At 69.5% G+C, this 19,300-nt stretch carries 12 protein-coding genes and 1 tRNA gene; 11 read left to right on the plus strand and 2 right to left on the minus strand.

The window, feature by feature from the left end; genetic code table 11:
* Window positions 1–180: 180 nt before the first annotated feature.
* A tRNA-Thr gene (locus ACFYNU_RS18640) sits at window positions 181–256 on the plus strand.
* A gap of 79 nt (window positions 257–335) precedes the next feature.
* Here ACFYNU_RS18640 and ACFYNU_RS18645 read toward each other — a convergent pair.
* Window positions 336–2,981, minus strand: coding sequence for a SpoIIE family protein phosphatase (locus tag ACFYNU_RS18645; protein WP_356592006.1), 2,646 nt, complete (start codon window positions 2,979–2,981; stop codon window positions 336–338).
* 286 nt (window positions 2,982–3,267) lie between these two features.
* On the opposite strand from ACFYNU_RS18645, the gene ACFYNU_RS18650 reads away from it, so the two are divergent.
* The 10 genes from ACFYNU_RS18650 to ACFYNU_RS18695 all read left to right on the plus strand — a co-directional run bounded on the left by ACFYNU_RS18650 (window position 3,268) and on the right by ACFYNU_RS18695 (window position 18,530).
* Window positions 3,268–8,829 (plus strand): HAMP domain-containing protein, encoded by a 5,562-nt coding sequence (locus tag ACFYNU_RS18650; RefSeq protein WP_356592004.1) that lies wholly within the window; start codon window positions 3,268–3,270, stop codon window positions 8,827–8,829.
* A 279-nt stretch (window positions 8,830–9,108) separates the two neighbouring features.
* Window positions 9,109–9,774 carry a response regulator gene (locus tag ACFYNU_RS18655; protein ID WP_356592002.1) on the plus strand — a complete coding sequence of 222 codons (666 nt, stop codon included), beginning with the start codon at window positions 9,109–9,111 and terminating at the stop codon, window positions 9,772–9,774.
* Window positions 9,775–10,006: 232 nt separating this feature from the next.
* Complete coding sequence (locus ACFYNU_RS18660; protein WP_356592000.1) at window positions 10,007–12,889, plus strand: DNA translocase FtsK; 2,883 nt, start codon at window positions 10,007–10,009, stop codon at window positions 12,887–12,889.
* A 210-nt stretch (window positions 12,890–13,099) separates the two neighbouring features.
* Window positions 13,100–13,954 (plus strand): helix-turn-helix domain-containing protein, encoded by an 855-nt coding sequence (locus ACFYNU_RS18665; protein WP_388766813.1) that lies wholly within the window; start codon window positions 13,100–13,102, stop codon window positions 13,952–13,954.
* A gap of 162 nt (window positions 13,955–14,116) precedes the next feature.
* The gene (gene rimO / locus ACFYNU_RS18670) at window positions 14,117–15,679 is read left to right on the plus strand and encodes a 30S ribosomal protein S12 methylthiotransferase RimO (protein WP_356591996.1); all 1,563 of its coding nucleotides are present in this window, start codon (window positions 14,117–14,119) and stop codon (window positions 15,677–15,679) included.
* On the plus strand, window positions 15,676–16,344 hold the full coding sequence (pgsA, locus tag ACFYNU_RS18675; RefSeq protein ID WP_356591994.1) for a CDP-diacylglycerol--glycerol-3-phosphate 3-phosphatidyltransferase: 669 nt from the start codon (window positions 15,676–15,678) through the stop codon (window positions 16,342–16,344). The genes rimO and pgsA overlap by 4 nt, the downstream gene beginning before the upstream one ends.
* 53 nt (window positions 16,345–16,397) lie before the next feature.
* The gene (locus ACFYNU_RS18680; protein WP_356592022.1) at window positions 16,398–16,955 is read left to right on the plus strand and encodes a CinA family protein; all 558 of its coding nucleotides are present in this window, start codon (window positions 16,398–16,400) and stop codon (window positions 16,953–16,955) included.
* A gap of 109 nt (window positions 16,956–17,064) precedes the next feature.
* Window positions 17,065–17,448: a helix-turn-helix transcriptional regulator gene (locus ACFYNU_RS18685; RefSeq protein ID WP_356591992.1), complete on the plus strand. Its 384-nt coding sequence runs from the start codon at window positions 17,065–17,067 to the stop codon at window positions 17,446–17,448.
* Between the two features lie 193 nt (window positions 17,449–17,641).
* Entirely contained in the window at window positions 17,642–18,112 is a 471-nt protein-coding gene (locus ACFYNU_RS18690; RefSeq protein ID WP_356591990.1) for a DNA starvation/stationary phase protection protein, read from the plus strand.
* Window positions 18,113–18,242: 130 nt separating this feature from the next.
* Window positions 18,243–18,530, plus strand: coding sequence for a hypothetical protein (locus tag ACFYNU_RS18695; RefSeq protein WP_356591988.1), 288 nt, complete (start codon window positions 18,243–18,245; stop codon window positions 18,528–18,530).
* Here the strand turns inward: ACFYNU_RS18695 and ACFYNU_RS18700 are convergent.
* A complete protein-coding gene (locus ACFYNU_RS18700) occupies window positions 18,491–19,243 on the minus strand; it encodes a DNA-formamidopyrimidine glycosylase family protein (protein WP_356591986.1) in 753 nt (250 codons plus the stop codon). The two genes, ACFYNU_RS18695 and ACFYNU_RS18700, sit on opposite strands and share 40 nt — an antisense overlap.
* Between the last annotated feature and the right edge of the window lie 57 nt (window positions 19,244–19,300).

Here is a 19,300-nt window from a genome sequence, read left to right on the forward strand (position 1 = left end):
CGGAAGCTAAGCCTTTCAGCGCCGATGGTACTGCAGGGGGGACCCTGTGGGAGAGTAGGACGCCGCCGAACAATCTTTGGCCTCAACCCCCGGACACAGTCCGGGGGTTGAGGCATTTCTGCGTTCATGTCGTGGTTTCCGGTACGGCCCGGCTTCGGGTATGATCTCTCTCGTTGCCCCGCCCCAATAGCTCAGTCGGTAGAGCGTCTCCATGGTAAGGAGAAGGTCTACGGTTCGATTCCGTATTGGGGCTCCAACACGAAGAAGGGCCCCGCCTGTTGGCGGGGCCCTTCTTCGTTCTCGTTCAGTCAGGTCTACTCCATCGCGGTCTCGGTCTACTGCGGTTCCGGCACCCGCATCGCCAGGATGGCCATGTCGTCCGACGCCGGCTCGGCCGCGAACCTCTCCACCGCTCGCAGCACGCGTGACGCGACCGCGCCGGCCGTCAGGCCCGTACAGCCCGTCAGGACGTCGACGAGGCCGTCGTCCCCGAGCATTCGGGTCCCCTCGCGGCGCTCGGTGACGCCGTCGGTGACACAGAGAAGGACATCGCCCGGGTCGAGGGTGACCATCTGCTCGTACAGCTCCAGGTCGTCCATGACGCCGAGCAGCGGCTGCGGGTCCGCCGCAGCCTCTACCGTGCCGTCCTGGCGCAGGCGCAGCGGCAACGGGTGGCCGGCGCAGACGACCTTGAGGACCGCGCTGCCGTCCTCCTGGGGCCACAACTCCCCGTAGAGCAGCGTCAGGAAGCGGCTGCGCGCGCCCTCGTCGAGGATCGCCGCGTTCAGGCGCTCCAGTACGGCCGGGCCGCTGAAGCCCTCTCGGGCGAGGAGCCGGAGCGCGTGCCGGGCGAGTCCCGTCACCGCCGCGGCTTCCGGGCCCGTGCCGCAGACGTCGCCGATGGCGAAGCCGTACGCGCCGTCGCGGATCGGGAAGAGGTCGTAGAAGTCGCCGCCCACCTCGTTGCCTTCGCCCGCCGCGCGGTAGATGACCTCCACCTCGACGTTGGGCACCTGGGGCAACTCCGGCGGCAGCAGGCTGCGTTGGAGGGACTGGCTGATGGCCATGCGCTCCGAGTAGAGGCGCGCGTTGTCGAGCGCGAGCGCCGCCCGGCGGGACAGGTCCTCGGCCAGCTCCAGGATCTCCTGGCGGAAGTGGTCGTCGGACGGCTTGCCGAGGGTGAGCATCCCGATCACGCGGTTACGGGCGACGAGTGGCAGCACGACGGTCTCTCCGCCCACCGCGGCGGCCGTCGCCAATGTCGTACCGATTCCGGAGGAGACGGGCGTGGAGGCCCCTCCCAGCTCTCTCATGGACGTACGGAGCGCCGCCTGGTGCGCGGCGTCGGCCGGGCCGGTCCAGACGCGGGCGCCCGGGGTCGGCACCGGCTCGGGCGGATCGATCTTGGAGAGCAGGGCCTTGAGACCGTCGATGCGCTCCTCGTCCTCGTGCAGGACGTACGAGAGGTACGGATCCGACGTCTGGTCGGCGATGGTGTAGACGGCGCACCAGGTGGCGAGGGTCGGCACCGTCATCTGGGCCATCAGCGCGAGAGTCTGGTCCCGGTCGAGGGTGCCGGCCAGCAGGTCGGAGGCTTCGACGAGGAACGAGAGCGAACCACGGCGGAGGCGTTCCAGCTCGCCGAGCCTGGCGGACTCGACGGCCAGGGCGATGCGGTCGGCCGCGAACTGGAGTCGCAACGCTTCCTCGTTCGAGTAGCGGCCCGCGGATTCGGCGGCGACGCCGAGGGAGCCGGTGAGGCGGCCCTCGACCTTGAGCGGGACGGTGACGACGGAGCGCATGCCGGTGCCGTTGAGCAGCGGGACGGCTCCGGGGACGATCACCAGGTCCTCGTGGACGGCGGGCATCCTGGCGGAGCCGTACCGCCCCGTGCCGGCCTCCACCGGGACGCGGGCGAAGCGCTGACGGGCCGAGGGAAGGCCGGTGGTGGCCCGGACCTCCAGTTCCGTCTCGTCGTCGGTGGCGAGCAGGAGGAAGGCCGAGTCGCCTTCAAGCATGTCGCGGGCGCGCTCCACGGTGCGCTGGAGCAGACCGTCGAGATCCTCTGGGGCCGGTGAGCCGATGAAGACCTCGAAGGGGTCCACGGTGCGGCTCTCGGCGCCGGTCTCGGTGACGGGGGCGCGTTGCGGGGTCTGGATGACGGCGCGTTCGTCGTCGCGTACGAGGAGGCAGACGGTGGACGGCTCGCCTTCCGTGTCGCGCACCCGGAGGTGGGACGCGTACACGGGGATGACTCTGCCGTCGCTGCCCCGGATTCCGTAACTGCCCTCCCAGCGTGACAGCAGCAGCGCCTCGGCGATGCCGGTGCCGATGCCCGGTGTGTGCGGCCAGGCGGCGAAGTCGGTGAGGGGTTTGCCGACGACCTGGTCCGCCGGGTAGCCGAAGAGGCGCTCCGCGTCCTCGTTCCAGGTCGAGACGGTGCCGGTTCTGTCGATCTGGACGACGGCGACCCTGACCCGTTCGTCGGTGACGGGGAGGAGCGCGTTCGGGATGACGGGGCCGGCGGACCGCGCGCCGACGGGGCGGTCGGGGAGGTCGAGCTGGAACCAGACCTGTTTGTGCGTCGGGGTGTAGTCGACGCCCCAGCGGGAGGCCAGGGCGGCGCAGAGGAGCAGTCCCCGGCCGTTCTCCCGGTCGGGGCTGCCCAGGGACAGCCCCGTGCCCTGCATGGGGATCTCACGTTCGGGATAGCGGTCGGAGACCTCGACGCGGACGCCGTCCTCCGTACGGAGGCAGAGCACGTCAGCCGACGTGCCGGCGTGGATGACGGCGTTGGTGACGAGTTCGCTGGTGAGGACCACGGCGTCGTCGACGACGTCGGCGTATCCCCAGCCCTGGAGCGTGTCACGGACAAAGGCGCGGGCGGTCGCGACGGACCGCCCGACAGGGTCGAAGCTGGCAGCCGCCCGCGCGGTGATCACAGAACTCCTCGTACGCGTCTCGACGCCCGGCTCCGCCATGATTCGGCCCCGCCCTCCAGGTGCCCGGTGGTAGTACGTTCGCCACACCGCCCCCGCCGGGCAGACCGGGACGGTTGGACAGCCGGATGCCAGGTTACTTACCTTCGCTGGGTGGGTGGATGCCGGTCGCCACTGTTTCCGCCTACCGGGGGTGGGGACGCTATGCGAAGCTGCCGAACTGTTATCGCCAGGTTCAGCCGTGGTGAAACACTGGGCAGGATTCCAGAGACAGTCCGAGTAACAGGTCTGAGCAGTCAGTACGGTCAACCCCCGCGGGAGGGACACGGTGGAGTCTGGCGTGGCGGCGCGTGGCAACAGCACGCGCGCGAAAGGCGGACGGTCCCGGAACAACGGGGCCATCGAGGTCGATGCGGCGGCTCTGAACAGACTGCTGACGGCCCTGGTGGCGATGCGGGACGGCAACTTCCGTAAACGCCTCACCGTCTCCGGTGACGATGTGATGGCGGAGATCTCCGCCGTGTTCAACGAGGTGGCGGACCGGAATCTGCACCTCACGGGCGAGCTGGCCCGCGTACGGCGCATGGTCGGGCGCGAGGGCAAGCTCACCGAGCGGCTGGAGACGGGCGCCTGTGAGGGGTCCTGGGCCACTGCCATCGACGCGTCGAACGCGCTGGTGGACGACCTGGCGCGCCCCGTGTCCGAGGTCGGGCGGGTGCTGTCGGCGGTCGCCGAGGGCGACCTGGAGCAGCGGATGGAGCTGCGTTCGCACTTCACCGAGGGTTCGGCGGGGACGGAGCGCCCGCTGCGCGGCGAGTTCCTGAAGGTCGCCAGGACCGTGAACAACCTGGTCGACCAGCTGTCCGCGTTCACCGACGAGGTGACGCGGGTGGCGCTGGAGGTCGGTACCGAGGGCAAGCTCGGTGGACAGGCCAAAGTGCGAGGTATGTCGGGTTCGTGGAAGGACCTGACGGACTCCGTCAACACGATGGCGTACCGGCTCACCGCTCAGGTACGTGACATTGCTCTCGTTACGACGGCCGTCGCCAAGGGTGATCTGTCGCGCAAGGTCACCGTGCACGTGGCCGGCGAGATGCTTCAGTTGAAGAACACCGTGAACACGATGGTGGACCAGCTGTCGTCGTTCTCGTCCGAGGTGACCCGGGTGGCCCGCGAGGTGGGCACCGAGGGCGAGCTGGGGGGCCAGGCCACCGTGCCCGGCGTGGCCGGCGTGTGGAAGGACCTCACCGATTCGGTGAACACGATGGCCGGCAACCTGACGAGTCAGGTGCGTGGCATCGCCGAGGTCACCACCGCCGTCGCGAACGGCGATCTTTCCCAGAAGGTCACCGTGAGCGCGCGCGGCGAGGTCGCGCAGCTCGCCGAGACGATCAACCAGATGACCGAGACGCTGCGTACGTTCGCCGACGAGGTGACCCGGGTGGCGAGCGAGGTCGGCGGCTCGGGTGTGCTGGGCGGCCAGGCGCAGGTGCCGGGCGCGGCGGGCACCTGGAAGGACCTGACGGACTCGGTCAACACCGTCTTCCGCAATCTGACCACCCAGGTGCGGGACATCGCCCAGGTGACGACGGCCGTCGCGAACGGTGACCTCTCTCAGAAGGTCACCGTCGACGTGGCCGGCGAGATGCTCGAACTGAAGAACACCGTCAACACGATGGTGCGGCAGCTCAATTCGTTCGGCTCCGAGGTGACGCGGGTCGCCCGCGAGGTCGGCGTCGAGGGTCAACTGGGCGGCCAGGCCGAGGTTCCGGGCGCGGCGGGTACGTGGAAGGACCTCACCGACTCCGTCAACACCGCGTTCCGTAATCTCACCGGCCAGGTGCGGGACATCGCGCAGGTGACGACGGCGGTGGCGAACGGCGATCTTTCCCAGAAGGTGACCGTCAACGTCGCGGGCGAGATGCTCGAACTGAAGAACACGGTCAACACGATGGTGGCGCAGCTGTCGTCGTTCGCCGACCAGGTGACGCGGATGGCGCGTGACGTGGGTACGGAGGGCAGGCTGGGCGGCCAGGCGCGGGTGGACGGCGTCTCCGGTACCTGGAAGGAACTGACCGACTCCGTCAACTTCATGGCCGGCAACCTGACCGATCAGGTGCGCCAGATCGCCCAGGTGACCACGGCCGTGGCGCGTGGCGACCTGTCGCAGAAGATCGACGTCGACGCCCGTGGCGAGATCCTGGAACTGAAGAACACCATCAACACGATGGTCGACCAGCTCTCCGCCTTCGCCGAGCAGGTCACGCGCGTGGCCCGTGAGGTGGGCACGGACGGCAGGCTCGGCGGTCAGGCGCAGGTGCCGGGCGTCGCCGGTGTCTGGCGCGATCTGACGGACTCCGTGAACGGCATGGCCGGGAACCTGACCTCCCAGGTCCGCAACATCGCGCAGGTCGCCACGGCGGTGGCGCGCGGTGACCTGTCGCAGAAGATCGACGTGGACGCGCGCGGCGAGATCCTGGAGCTGAAGAACACCCTCAACACGATGGTGGACCAGCTGTCGAACTTCGCCGAGCAGGTCACCCGGGTCGCCCGCGAGGTCGGTACGGAGGGCATGCTCGGCGGTCAGGCCGAGGTGCAGGGTGTCTCGGGCACTTGGAAAGACCTCACCCAGTCGGTCAACTTCATGGCCGGCAATCTGACGGACCAGGTGCGGCAGATCGCCCAGGTCACGACGGCCGTCGCCAAGGGCGACCTGTCGAAGAAGATCACGGTCGACGCCAAGGGCGAGATCCTCGACCTCGTCACGACCGTCAACACGATGGTCGATCAGCTCTCGAACTTCGCGGACGAGGTGACCCGGGTGGCCCGCGAGGTGGGCACCGAGGGCATCCTCGGCGGCCAGGCGCGGGTGCGCGGCGTCACGGGCATCTGGAAGGACCTCAGCGACAACGTCAACACGATGGCCAACAACCTGACCAGTCAGGTGCGGAACATCTCGCGGGTCTCCTCCGCCGTCGCCAACGGTGACCTGACCAAGAAGGTCACCGTCGAGGCGCGGGGCGAGGTCGCCGAACTCGCCGACACGGTCAACATCATGGTGACGACGTTGTCGTCGTTCGCCGACGAGGTGACCCGGGTCGCCCGTGAGGTGGGCACCGAGGGCGAGCTGGGCGGCCAGGCGCGCGTCCCGGGCGTCTCGGGGACCTGGAAGGACCTCACCGAGTCCGTGAACTCGATGGCGTCCAACCTGACCGGTCAGGTGCGCCAGATCGCGACGGTCACCACCGCCATCGCCAAGGGCGATCTCACCAAGAAGATCGACATCGACGCCCGCGGTGAGATCCAGGAGCTGAAGAACACCATCAACACGATGGTCGACCAGCTGTCGTCGTTCGCCGAACAGGTCACCAGGGTGGCCCGCGAGGTGGGCACGGACGGGCAGTTGGGCGGCCAGGCCCGGGTCAGGGACGTCGACGGCACCTGGCGCGACCTCACCGAGTCGGTGAACGAGATGGCCGGCAACCTGACCCGTCAGGTGCGGGCGATCGCCGCCGTCGCCACCGCGGTGACCCGCGGCGATCTGAATCTGAAGATCGACGTCGACGCGGCGGGCGAGATCCAGGTCCTCCAGGACAACATCAACACCATGATCGCCAACCTGCGCGACACCACCCTCGCCAACGAGGAGCAGGACTGGCTCAAGGGCAACCTGGCCCGTATCTCGGGTCTGATGCAGGGCCGCCGCGACCTGGACGACGTCGCCTCCCTGATCATGAGCGAGCTGACACCGGTGGTGGCGGCGCAGCACGGCGCGTTCTTCCTCGCGATGCCGACCGGCACCGTCTCCGAGCTGGGGACGGGCGGCGGGCGCGACGGCTCGTACGAGCTGTGCATGCGCGGCAGTTACGGCTACTCGGCCGGTTCGATGCCGACCTCCTTCCGGCCGGGCGAGACCCTGATCGGTACGGCCGCCGAGGAGAAGCGCACGATCCAGGTCAACGTTCCGCCGGGCTATCTCAAGATCTCCTCGGGGCTCGGCGAGGCGTCACCGGCGTACGTGATCGTGCTGCCGGTGCTGTTCGAGGGCAAGGTCCTCGGGGTGATCGAGCTGGCCTCGTTCCAGCCCTTCACCCAGATCCAGCGGGACTTCCTGAACCAGATCGCGGAGATGATCGCGACGAGCGTCAACACGATCAGCGTCAACACCAAGACCGAGGTGCTGCTCAAGCAGTCGCAGGAGCTGACCGAGCAGCTGCGGGAGCGCTCGGCGGAGCTGGAGAACCGGCAGAAGGCCCTGCAGTCCTCCAACGCGGAGCTGGAGGAGAAGGCGGAGCTGCTGGCCCGTCAGAACCGCGACATCGAGGTGAAGAACACCGAGATCGAGGAGGCGCGGCAGGTCCTGGAGGAGCGCGCCGAGCAGCTCGCGGTGTCGATGCGCTACAAGTCCGAGTTCCTGGCGAACATGTCGCACGAGCTGCGTACGCCGCTGAACTCGCTGCTCATCCTGGCGAAGCTGCTCGCGGACAACGCGGAGATGAATCTCTCACCGAAGCAGGTGGAGTTCGCCGAGACGATCCACGGGGCGGGCTCCGACCTGCTCCAGCTCATCAACGACATCCTCGACCTGTCGAAGGTCGAGGCGGGCAAGATGGACGTCAGTCCGACGCGCATCGCGCTCGTACAGCTCGTCGACTACGTCGAGGCGACGTTCCGGCCGCTGACGGCGGAGAAGGGGCTCGACTTCTCCGTACGGGTCTCCCCGGAGCTGCCGGCGACGCTGCACACCGACGAGCAGCGGCTGCTCCAGGTGCTGCGCAACCTGCTGTCCAACGCGGTGAAGTTCACCGACACGGGCGCCGTCGAGCTGGTGATCCGGCCCGCCGGGGCGGATGTGCCCAACGCGATCAGGGAACAGCTTTTGGAGGCGGGTTCGCTGCGGGACGCGGACGCCGATCTGATCGCCTTCTCGGTCACCGACACCGGTATCGGGATCGCGGCGAGCAAGATGCGGGTGATCTTCGAGGCGTTCAAGCAGGCGGACGGTACGACGAGCCGTAAGTACGGAGGTACGGGTCTGGGCCTGTCCATCAGCCGGGAGATCGCCCGGCTGCTGGGCGGCGAGATCCACGCGGCGAGCGAGCCGGGCCGCGGTTCGACGTTCACGTTGTACCTGCCGCTGCACGCCAGTGAACTGCCCCCGCAGGGCTACCCGCAGCTGACTCCGGGCATCGACCCGCAGCGCGCCGGCGGCGACTCCTCGGCCCTGTCGGCGGAGCAGGCGCGGCTGGACCGGCCCGCGGCGCCGTCGGAGGCCCGTACGGGGCCCGCCGCGCTGTTCCGGCGCCGTCGCAAGGCCCTGGGCGGTCCGGAGCAGTTGAACTCGTCGGCGGCGCGTCCTGGGGGTCCCGGTGGTACGTCAGGCGGCCTGCCGGGCGGCGGGAACGGTTCCGCGGGCACCGCCAACGGCTCGAGGCCGTCGGGCGGTTCGGGGATGGAGGAGCCCTGGCCGGCCGACACGCAGGACGCTCCGGAGGAGCGGCGTACGTTCTCGTTCGGTGGTGAGAAGGTGCTGATCGTCGACGACGACATCCGCAACGTCTTCGCGCTGACCAGCGTCCTGGAACAGCACGGTCTGTCGGTGCTGTACGCCGAGAACGGCCGTGAGGGCATCGAGGTGTTGGAGCAGCACGACGATGTGACGCTGGTGCTGATGGACATCATGATGCCGGAGATGGACGGATACGCGACGACGACGGCGATCCGCAGGATGCCGCAGTTCGCCGGGCTGCCGATCATCGCGCTCACCGCGAAGGCGATGAAGGGCGACCGGGAGAAGGCGATCGACTCCGGCGCATCTGACTATGTGACAAAGCCGGTCGATCCCGATCATCTTCTGTCGGTGATGGAGCAGTGGATGCATCAAAAGTGACACGTACGCGACGCCGGGAGCGGCTTCGGAAGCGCCCGGCGGCTGTGCGAACCTGTGGGAGAAGGTGAGTTCTTGTGGCCGATCACGTGTGGGCCGCAGGTAATCGGGGAACTTTCCGAGCTCCTGTGACGTTTTTGCTACGTGCACAGTGACATCGCGGTGACAGGGTGTGGCGACAGGCGGGGTGCGGCTACCATGACCGGCACAAGGACGGACGGCGTAAGGGAGTCGTCCCCTGGGGCGGCGCCCGGTGCACAGCCGGGGCGAGGAGGGCGGGCCATGGTGCAGAAGGCCAAGATCCTCCTGGTCGATGACCGGCCGGAGAATCTGCTGGCGCTGGAGGCCATTCTCTCCGCGCTCGATCAGACGCTGGTGCGGGCATCGTCAGGGGAGGAAGCGCTCAAGGCGCTGCTGACGGACGACTTCGCGGTCATTCTGCTGGACGTCCAGATGCCTGGGATGGACGGCTTCGAGACCGCCGCGCACATCAAGAGGCGTGAGCGGACGCGGGACATCCCGATCATCTTCCTCACGGCCATCAACCACGGTCCGCACCACACCTTCCGGGGCTATGCCGCCGGTGCGGTGGACTACATCTCCAAGCCGTTCGACCCGTGGGTGCTGCGCGCGAAGGTCTCGGTCTTCGTCGAGCTGTACATGAAGAACTGCCAGTTGAAAGAGCAGGCCGAACTGCTCAGGCTGCAACTGGCGGGAGCGGGCGAGGTCAAGGAACCTGCCGGTCTCCTGGCCGAACTGTCCGCCCGGCTGGCGGCAGTTGAGGAGCAGGCCGAGGCGCTCTCCAAACAGCTGGACGACGAGTCCGCCGACGCGGCGGCCGTCGCCACGGCCGCGCATCTGGAGCGCAAACTGACCGGACTCCGCCGGGCGCTGGACGCCCTGGAGCCGGGCAGCGGAGGCGGCTCACCGCTTCCCTCACCGAACTGACCGGGCGCGTCGCGGGCTCAACGGGCCCGTGGGCGGCCCGTTTCGGTCTGCCCCGAGCCCCTGCCCCGAGATCTGCTCCGAGCCCTGCCCTGAGCCCTCCTTCGAGGTCCGGCCCGAGGTCCGGCCCGCAGAGCTGAGAGCGCGTCAGTTTCCGGTCCCCGACGGGCGACACGAACGGGTGAAGCGGTGGGCACACGTGTCCGTCGCCGTTCACACCGGTAACCTCACCCCCATGGCCTCACGTACGTCCGGCAAGGGTTCCCAGGGCACGGCGGGCACCGCGAAACCGCGTGCCGGCCGTCCGAGCGGTGCCGCGAAGAAGGCGGCCCCCGCCGCCAAGGCCGCGGCGAAGAAGACAGCACCCACGAAAAAGGTGCCCGCCAAGAAGGCTCCCGCGAAGAAGTCCGCGGCCAAACCGGCGCCCAGGCCCGCGCCGTCCCCGACGAACGGCGTCTACCGCCTCGTACGCGCCCTCTGGCTGGGTCTCGCGCACGCGGTCGGCGCGATGTTCCGCGGCATAGGCCGGGGCGCGAAGGGACTCGACCCGGCGCACCGCAAGGACGGCATCGCGCTCCTGCTGCTCGGGCTCGGTCTGATCGTCGCCGCCGGTACGTGGTCCAACCTGCGCGGTCCGGTCGGCGATCTCGTCGAGATGCTGATCACCGGCGCCTTCGGCCGGCTCGACCTGCTCGTCCCGATACTGCTCGGCGCCGTCGCCGTCCGGCTGATCCTCTACCCGCAGCGGCCCGAGGCCAACGGACGCATCGTCATCGGTCTCTCCGCGCTCGTGGTCGGTGTCCTGGGGCTGGTGCACATCGCCTGCGGCTCCCCGGGCCGGGACGCCGGTACGGAGGCGATGCAGGACGCCGGCGGGCTCATCGGCTGGGCCGCCTCCATGCCGCTGATCTTCGCCATGGGCGAGGTGCTGGCCGTACCGATGCTGGTCCTGCTCACCGTCTTCGGGCTGCTCGTCGTCACGGCGACGCCCGTCAACGCCATTCCGCAGCGGCTGCGACAGCTCGCCGTCCGGCTCGGGATCCTCGATCCCGCCCCGACCGACCGCGACGACGAGGAGCGGGAGGAGTACGACGGGGACGACGAGCGCTACGACGAGCAGTGGCGTGAGGCCCTGCCCGCGCGGGGACGGCGCTCGACGGCCCGCCGTGCCGCGGCGCCCGACGACGACTACGACCCCGACCAGGCCGAGGTCCAGGCGCTGGCCCGCCGCCGGCGCCCGCGCGGTCAGTCGGCGCAGCCCGGCCGCGACCGGCCCCTCGACGCCGTCGACGTGGCAGCCGCCGCCGCTGCCGCGCTGGACGGAGCCGTACTCAACGGGATGCCGCCCTCGCCGATCGTCGCCGACCTCACGCAGGGCGTCTCGGCCGACCGCACGCGGGACGCCGCGAAGGCACGGCCGGGGGCGTCCACGCGCGGCGCGGCCGGCGGCCGGTCCGGAAGCGGCGCGGGGTCGGGGGAGCACTCCGTACCCACGGCGCGCGAGCCGGAGCCACGTGCGTCCGCCGCGCAGTCCCTGCCCGGCGCCGTCGCCGACCTGACCAAGCCCGCGCCCGCGCAGGACCGGCCACTGCCGCCGCGCGCCGAGCAGCTTCAGCTCGCCGGCGACATCACCTACTCCCTGCCGTCCCTGGACCTGCTGGAGCGGGGCGGCCCCGGCAAGACCCGCAGCGCCGCCAACGACGCGGTCGTCGACTCGCTGACCAACGTCTTCATGGAGTTCAAGGTCGACGCGACGGTCACCGGCTTCACGCGCGGGCCGACCGTCACCCGTTACGAGGTCCAGCTCGGCCCCGCCGTGAAGGTCGAGCGCATCACCGCGCTCACCAAGAACATCGCCTACGCCGTGGCCAGCCCCGACGTCCGGATCATCAGCCCCATCCCCGGCAAGTCCGCCGTCGGCATCGAGATCCCGAACTCCGACCGGGAGATGGTCGTCCTCGGTGACGTCCTGCGGCTCGCCGACGCCGCCGAGGACGACCATCCGATGCTCGTCGCGCTCGGCAAGAACGTCGAGGGCGGCTACGAGATGGCCAACCTCGCCAAGATGCCGCACCTGCTGGTCGCCGGTGCCACCGGATCCGGCAAGTCCTCCTGCATCAACTGTCTGATCACCTCGGTGATGGTCCGGGCGACCCCCGAGGACGTACGGATGGTCCTCGTCGACCCCAAGCGGGTCGAGCTGACGGCGTACGAGGGCATCCCGCACCTGATCACGCCCATCATCACCAACCCCAAGCGGGCCGCCGAGGCGCTCCAGTGGGTCGTGCGGGAGATGGACCTGCGCTACGACGACCTCGCGGCGTACGGCTACCGCCACATCGACGACTTCAACCAGGCCGTACGCACCGGCAAGGTCAAGGCCCCCGAGGGCAGCGAGCGCGAGCTGACGCCGTATCCGTACCTGCTCGTGATCGTGGACGAGCTGGCCGACCTGATGATGGTCGCGCCGCGCGACGTCGAGGACGCGATCGTCCGTATCACCCAGTTGGCCCGCGCCGCCGGCATCCATCTGGTGCTCGCCACCCAGCGCCCCTCGGTGGACGTCGTCACCGGTCTGATCAAGGCGAACGTGCCCTCCCGGCTCGCCTTCGCGACCTCCTCGCTCGCCGACAGCCGGGTCATCCTCGACCAGCCCGGCGCCGAGAAGCTGATCGGCAAGGGCGACGGGCTCTTCCTCCCCATGGGGGCCAGCAAGCCGACCCGTATGCAGGGCGCCTTCGTTACGGAGGACGAGGTCGCCGCCGTCGTCCAGCACTGCAAGGACCAGATGGCGCCGGTCTTCAGGGAAGACGTCGTCGTCGGCACGGCCAAGAAGAAGGAGATCGACGAGGACATCGGCGACGATCTCGATCTGCTGTGCCAGGCCGCCGAGTTGGTCGTCTCCACACAGTTCGGTTCGACATCGATGCTTCAGCGGAAGTTGCGCGTGGGTTTCGCCAAAGCGGGCAGACTCATGGACCTGATGGAATCGCGGAACATCGTCGGTCCGAGCGAGGGTTCCAAGGCGCGTGATGTGCTGGTGAAGGCAGACGAGCTGGACGGAGTGCTCGCGGTGATCCGTGGCGAGCCCGCTCCCGAAGGAGCTGACGGGAATTGACGGTAACTGAGGCGATCCGAGAGATATCCGAAGCAACCCTTTCGGCCGGTCGGACGTCAACGTGGAGAGACAGACATCCCGATGTCCCGTCGACACGCCGCCCGGCCATTCAGATGGCGTACAAAGTGCGTCCGCCCGGTTGCCCCACCCTTTCGTACCACCCATAGACTGAACATCCAGCAGGTGGCTACACGCTCGAAAGGCACTCCCGTGTCCATCGGCAACTCCCCCGAAGACGACCAGCCTTCCGCCGTCGACCCCGCTGAGGACGAGCGGCCCGCGACCGAAGAGGACAAGCCTTCGGTCGGTCATGTCCTTCAGCAAGCACGCACCGCCGCAGGACTGACCGTCGAAGAGGTCAGCGCCTCCACCCGGGTGCGTGTTCCCATCGTGCAAGCGATCGAACAGGACGACTTCTCGCGCTGCGGCGGCGACGTCTACGCGCGCGGTCACATCCGTACGCTCGCGCGCTCGGTCGGGATCGATCCCGAGCCTCTTGTCGGGCAGTACGACTCCGAGCACGGCGGGCGCCCCGCGCCGACGCCCGCGGCCCCGCTGTTCGAGGCCGAGCGGATCCGCCCGGAGCGGCGCCGTCCCAACTGGACGGCCGCCATGGTCGCCGCGATCGTCGCGGTGATCGGCTTCGTCGGCTTCACCATGTTCAACGGCACCGACGACGAGGGCCAGGGCAAGCAGGTCGCCGAGGGCCCCGCGCCGGAGAAGAGCACCTCCGAGCCGAGCACCACGAAGCCCGCCGACCCGAAGCCCGACCCGTCGGACAGCGCCATCGCCGCGGCCCCGGCCGACAAGGTGACCGTCAAGCTCTCCGCCGTCGAGGACAAGAGCTGGATCTCCGCGAAGTCCCCCAACGGCGAACTGATCTTCGACGGACTGCTCCTCAAGGGCGAGTCCAAGACCTTCCAGGACGACGAGCAGATCGACTTCATCCTCGGCAACGCCGGCGTGATCGACATCTTCGTCAACGGCAAGCAGGTCGACGAGGACTTCAAGCCCGGCCAGGTGGAGCGCCCGTCGTACACGAAGGGTGACCCCGAGGCCGGCTGATGCCGCGGTCGGCGCCGGAGCATCTGACGGCGTCGGCGGGCATCGGGCGCAGGTCCTGCAGCGGGGCGCGGGGTCCGCGGGGGAGAGCGGGCAGCGCCTTCCGGACGGTCCTGGCAACCCTGCACGGCAGGAGGGCGGCCAGGACAAAGTAGTCTTGAGCCCATGCCCGAACGCCGTACCGTCGCCCTTGTCACGCTTGGCTGCGCCCGTAACGAGGTGGACTCGGAGGAGCTTGCAGGCCGCTTGGCAGCGGACGGCTGGGAGCTCGTCGAGGAAGCCGCCGACGCGGACGTCGCCGTCGTCAACACCTGCGGCTTCGTCGAAGCCGCCAAGAAGGACTCCGTCGACGCCCTGCTGGAAGCCAACGATCTGAAGGATCACGGCAGAACCCAGGCCGTCGTCGCCGTCGGCTGCATGGCCGAGCGCTACGGCAAGGAACTCGCGGAATCGCTCCCCGAAGCGGACGGCGTGCTCGGATTCGACGACTACGCCGACATCTCGGACCGCCTCCAGACCATCCTCAACGGCGGTATCCACGCCTCGCACACGCCCCGAGACCGGCGCAAGCTGCTCCCGCTGAGCCCGGCCGACCGGCAGGGCGCCATCGGTGTGGCACTGCCCGGACACGGCGCCACGGCGACACCTCCTACGGAGGCGGGGGGCACTGGGCTCCTGCCGGAGACGGCCGTCATCCCCGCCCCCGCCGACCTGCCGCAGGGACTCGCGCCGGCCTCCGGTCCGCGCGCACCGCTGCGCAGGCGCCTCGACAACAGCCCCGTCGCCTCTGTGAAGCTGGCCTCCGGCTGCGACCGGCGCTGCACCTTCTGCGCCATCCCCTCCTTCCGCGGCTCCTTCATCTCGCGCCGCCCCTCCGACGTCCTGGGCGAGACGCGCTGGCTGGCCGAGCAGGGCGTGAAGGAGGTCATGCTCGTCTCCGAGAACAACACCTCCTACGGAAAAGACCTCGGCGACATCCGCCTCCTGGAGACGCTGCTGCCCGAACTCGCGGCGGTCGACGGGATCGAGCGCGTCCGGGTCAGCTACCTCCAGCCCGCCGAGATGCGCCCCGGACTCATCGACGTCCTGACGTCGACGCCGGGCGTCGCCCCGTACTTCGACCTGTCCTTCCAGCACTCCGCGCCCGCCGTGCTACGCGCGATGCGTCGCTTCGGGGACACCGACCGCTTCCTGGAGCTGCTGGAGACGATCCGGGGCAAGGCACCCCAGGCCGGGGTGCGCTCCAACTTCATCGTGGGCTTCCCGGGCGAGACCGAGGCCGACTTCGCCGAGCTGGAACGGTTCCTCACCGGCGCGCGGCTCGACGCCATCGGTGTGTTCGGTTACTCGGACGAGGACGGCACCGAGGCGGCGACGTTCGAGCACAAGCTGGACGAGGACGTCGTGGCCGAGCGGCTGGCGCGGCTGTCGCGGCTGGCCGACGAGCTGACGTCGCAGCGGGCCGAGGAGCGCCTGGGAGAGACCCTGACGGTCCTCGTGGAGTCCCTGGGGTCCGCGGACGACCCCGAGGACGGCGCCGTCGGCAGGGCGGCCCACCAGGCGCCCGAGACCGACGGCCAGGTGATCTTCACGTCGCGCGAAGGTCTGCACCCCGGCCGTATGGTCGAGGCGAAGGTGGTCGGCACCGAGGGCGTGGACCTGGTGGCCGAGTACTGCGGCTTCACCGGGGACGAGCCCCGGAGCCCCGGCGAGGAGGCAGCCAGATGACCGGAGTCCCGGCATCGGCCGGGGGCGGCCAGGGAAGTAGGCCGGCGCCCGGTGGCAAGCTCGGGGCTGCGGCCGTCAATCAGGCCAGCGTGTGGAACATCGCCAACATCCTCACGATGATGCGACTGGTGCTCGTACCGGCCTTCGTGGCGCTGCTCCTCCAGGACGGCGGGTACGACCCGGCCTGGCGTGCCTGGGCATGGGCCGCGTTCGCCGTAGCCATGATCACCGACATCTTCGACGGACATCTGGCCCGTACGTACAACCTGGTCACCGACTTCGGGAAGATCGCCGACCCGATCGCCGACAAGGCGATCATGGCGGCCGGCCTGATCAGTCTCTCCGTGCTCGGGGACCTGCCGTGGTGGGTGACCGGAGTGATCCTCTTCCGGGAGCTGGGGATCACGCTGATGCGATTCTGGGTGATCCGGCACGGGGTCATTCCGGCCAGCCGCGGCGGCAAGATGAAGACGCTCGCGCAGGGCACGGCGGTCGGCATGTACGTGCTGGCGCTGACCGGGCCGCTGGCGACGCTGCGGTTCTGGGTGATGGCCCTCGCGGTCGTACTGACCGTACTGACCGGCCTCGACTACGTACGCCAGGCCATCCTCCTACGGAGGGCGGGGCTGGCGGCCGAACGTGACGGGGCGGAGCGCGCTTCGTGACGTCGGGGACGGAGGGGACGTTCGGGACGCGGACCGGGGCGGGGGCCGATGCCCTGGGGGGCGCCGGGAAGGATGCGGCGGCCCACGGCGTTCTTCCTCTTGAAGAGGTTGCCGCCCAGGTGCTCGATCTGCTCGTACGCCAGGGGACGACCCTGGCGGTGGCGGAGTCGCTGACCGGCGGTCTGGTGGCCGCGGAGCTGACGTCCGTCCCCGGCGCCTCCCGGGCGCTTCGCGGGGGAGTCACGGCGTACGCCACGGACGTCAAGCGCGATGTCCTCGGTGTGGAGGGAACACTTCTGGCCGAGCGGGGCGCGGTGGATCCCGAGGTCGCACGGCAGATGGCCGTCGGCGTACGGGGTGCGCTGGGCGCCGACTGGGGCATCGCGACCACGGGAGTCGCGGGTCCCGAGCCGCAGGACGGACAGCCCGTGGGCACTGTCTACGTGGCTGTGAGCGGTCCGCAGGGTGCCGAGAAAGTGGCCGCACTGCGGTTGAACGGTGACCGGGCGGAAATCCGTAGAGAGAGTGTACGGAGCGTGCTGGAACTGCTCTCCGGCGAACTGACCGGGAACGGGCGGACACAGGATACGGAACGGAACGGGGGGACTTGATGTTTGCAGCCCTGAGTGAACACGACATCGCTCCCCGCACGGCCGCAGCGCGAGGCGGTACGGTGGGGCGAGAAGGATGCGGCTACGCGGTCCGAGGAGGGAGCCACCGATGATTCTGCTCCGTCGCCTGCTTGGTGACGTACTGCGTCGGCAGCGCCAGCGCCAGGGCCGTACTCTGCGCGAAGTCTCCTCGTCCGCCCGAGTCTCGCTCGGCTATCTCTCCGAGGTGGAGCGGGGGCAGAAGGAGGCTTCTTCCGAGCTGCTCTCCGCTATCTGCGACGCGCTTGACGTACGGATGTCCGAGCTCATGCGCGAAGTGAGCGACGAACTGTCGCTGGCCGAACTGGCCGCGTCCGCAGCGGCCAGCGAGCCGGTGCCCGCGGCGGTACGCCCGATGCTCAATTCCGTCTCCGTGACGTCGGTGGCTGGTGTGCCGACGGAGCGTGTGACCATCAAGGCGCCTGCGGAAGCGGTGAATGTCGTCGCCGCTTGATCCGTACGGCGTGACCGAGGCCTGAGCCCCGGACGGTCCCAGTGACCGGCCGGGGCTTCTGCTTTGCCCGTTCCCGGCCGGCCGGGGGTGCGGCTCATCTGGTGGGTGAATGTCGACAATTTTTCCCGAAATGAGCCTTTTGGGGTCTTGTGCCATGGTGGGCGTACGTGTGAACGGAACTGGAGGACGCCCCATGTCTGTCGTCAAAAGCTCACTGCCCGAGGCGGACCTGAAGCTGGTCGGCGAGGCGCTACAGGGCGCGCTCGTCGATCTGCTCGATCTCTCACTGGTGGCCAAGCAGGTGCACTGGAACATCGTGGGGCCGCGTTTCCGGTCCGTACATCTCCAGCTCGACGAGGTCGTCAGCACGGCCCGGACGCACTCGGACACGGTGGCGGAACGGGCCGCCGCGATCGGTGTGACCCCGGACGGCCGCGCGGCGACGGTGGCGGCGCAGAGCGCGATCGGCACCGTTCCCAGCGGCTGGATCAAGGACACCGACGCCGTACGGACGCTGGTGGACGCCCTCAGTGCGGTGATCGTCCGCATGCGCGAGCGGATCAGCGTGACCGATCAGCCCGACCCGATCACGCAGGACATCCTGATCGGGCTGACGGCCGATCTCGAGAAGCATGCGTGGATGTTCCAGGCGGAGAGCGCGTAGGCGCGTGAGCCGGGTGCGGGTGCGTCGCGTGGTGTGCTCCGGCGAGGGGCGCCCATGCGCCGTGCACGCCTCCGATGCGCCCTTTCGCCGGATACGCGGGCCGGTCTAGCGTCGGTCTGAGGAGGCGGCCATGGCACGGCGACGGAACCTTCTGCCGGTTCTCGCTCTGGGTGGGCTCTGGTGGTGGGCCGTGCTGCGGCTCGCGCTGACGCCCGAGCACGCCGGGGTCATCGAAGGGGCGGTGGCCGCGGGCGGCTGGGGGCTGAGCCTGTTGCCGGTGCATGTGGTGGCGGCCCGTACGTCGGTGCGGTCCCGGAAGGGCGCCGTCGTGGCGGCCGAGGGGGCGGTCCCGGACGGCTGGGACGACCCGGACGGTTCTCAGGGGACGGGGCCCAACTGGCAGCGGGGGCACCAGTAGACGGGGCGCTCGTCGTCGGTCGTCTTGCTGATGGGGGTGCCGCAGCGGCGGCAGGGGAGGCCGCCGCGGCCGTAAACGTACAGATGACGGCGCGATCGTTCCCGGTTGGCCTCAAGGAGCTTCTTCGCGGCCGTCACCAGCCGCTCGGGGGCCGGCAGGTCCCCGATGGGCAGCCAGGGGGTGGTGCGGGCGAGGAAGCAGGTCTCGCACCGGAAGACATTGCCGATGCCCGCGAGATTGCGCTGGTCCAGCAGCGCCTCCCCGACGGTGCGGGCCGGCTCGGCGAGCAGATTGCGCAGGGCGGTCTCCGCATCCCAGTCCGGCCCGAGGATGTCCGGGCCCAGATGGCCGACCACGCTCTCCTCGTCCGCGGTGCGGAGGAGTTCGAGCACGGGGAGCCGGTAGCCGACGGCGGTGCGTTCGGCGTTGCCGAGGATGGCCCTGATCTGGTGGCCGGGGCCGCCGCGCCAGCGCTCGTCGGGGCCGTACACCCGCCAGGCTCCGTCCATCCGCAGATGGGAGTGGACGGTGAGGTCACCCTCGACGCGCATCAGGATGTGCTTGCCGCGCGGGGTGACGTCGAGAACCGTGCGTCCGGTGAGGTCGGCGGTCGCGAACCGGGGGACGCGGAGGTCGGAACGGGTCAGCAGCCGCCCGGCGAGGGCGGTGTTCAGGCGCCGGGCGGTCTGAAGGACGGTGTCACCTTCGGGCATGCCTCCATCATGCGCGAGACGGCCGCCGTGACCGGTGGCGTACGGGGTGTGGCGTGC

Source organism: Streptomyces sp. NPDC006643, assembly GCF_042870175.1.
Classification (GTDB): Bacteria; Actinomycetota; Actinomycetes; order Streptomycetales; family Streptomycetaceae; genus Streptomyces.

Coding starts and splice junctions, on each gene's coding strand:
- ACFYNU_RS18645 (WP_356592006.1), bottom strand. CDS start 2,981: ATGGCGGAGCCGGGCGTCGAGACGCGTACGAGGAGTTCTGTGATCACC.
- ACFYNU_RS18655 (WP_356592002.1), top strand. CDS start 9,109: ATGGTGCAGAAGGCCAAGATCCTCCTGGTCGATGACCGGCCGGAGAAT.
- ACFYNU_RS18660 (WP_356592000.1), top strand. CDS start 10,007: ATGGCCTCACGTACGTCCGGCAAGGGTTCCCAGGGCACGGCGGGCACC.
- rimO (WP_356591996.1), top strand. CDS start 14,117: ATGCCCGAACGCCGTACCGTCGCCCTTGTCACGCTTGGCTGCGCCCGT.
- pgsA (WP_356591994.1), top strand. CDS start 15,676: ATGACCGGAGTCCCGGCATCGGCCGGGGGCGGCCAGGGAAGTAGGCCG.
- ACFYNU_RS18685 (WP_356591992.1), top strand. CDS start 17,065: ATGATTCTGCTCCGTCGCCTGCTTGGTGACGTACTGCGTCGGCAGCGC.
- ACFYNU_RS18690 (WP_356591990.1), top strand. CDS start 17,642: ATGTCTGTCGTCAAAAGCTCACTGCCCGAGGCGGACCTGAAGCTGGTC.
- ACFYNU_RS18695 (WP_356591988.1), top strand. CDS start 18,243: ATGGCACGGCGACGGAACCTTCTGCCGGTTCTCGCTCTGGGTGGGCTC.
- ACFYNU_RS18700 (WP_356591986.1), bottom strand. CDS start 19,243: ATGCCCGAAGGTGACACCGTCCTTCAGACCGCCCGGCGCCTGAACACC.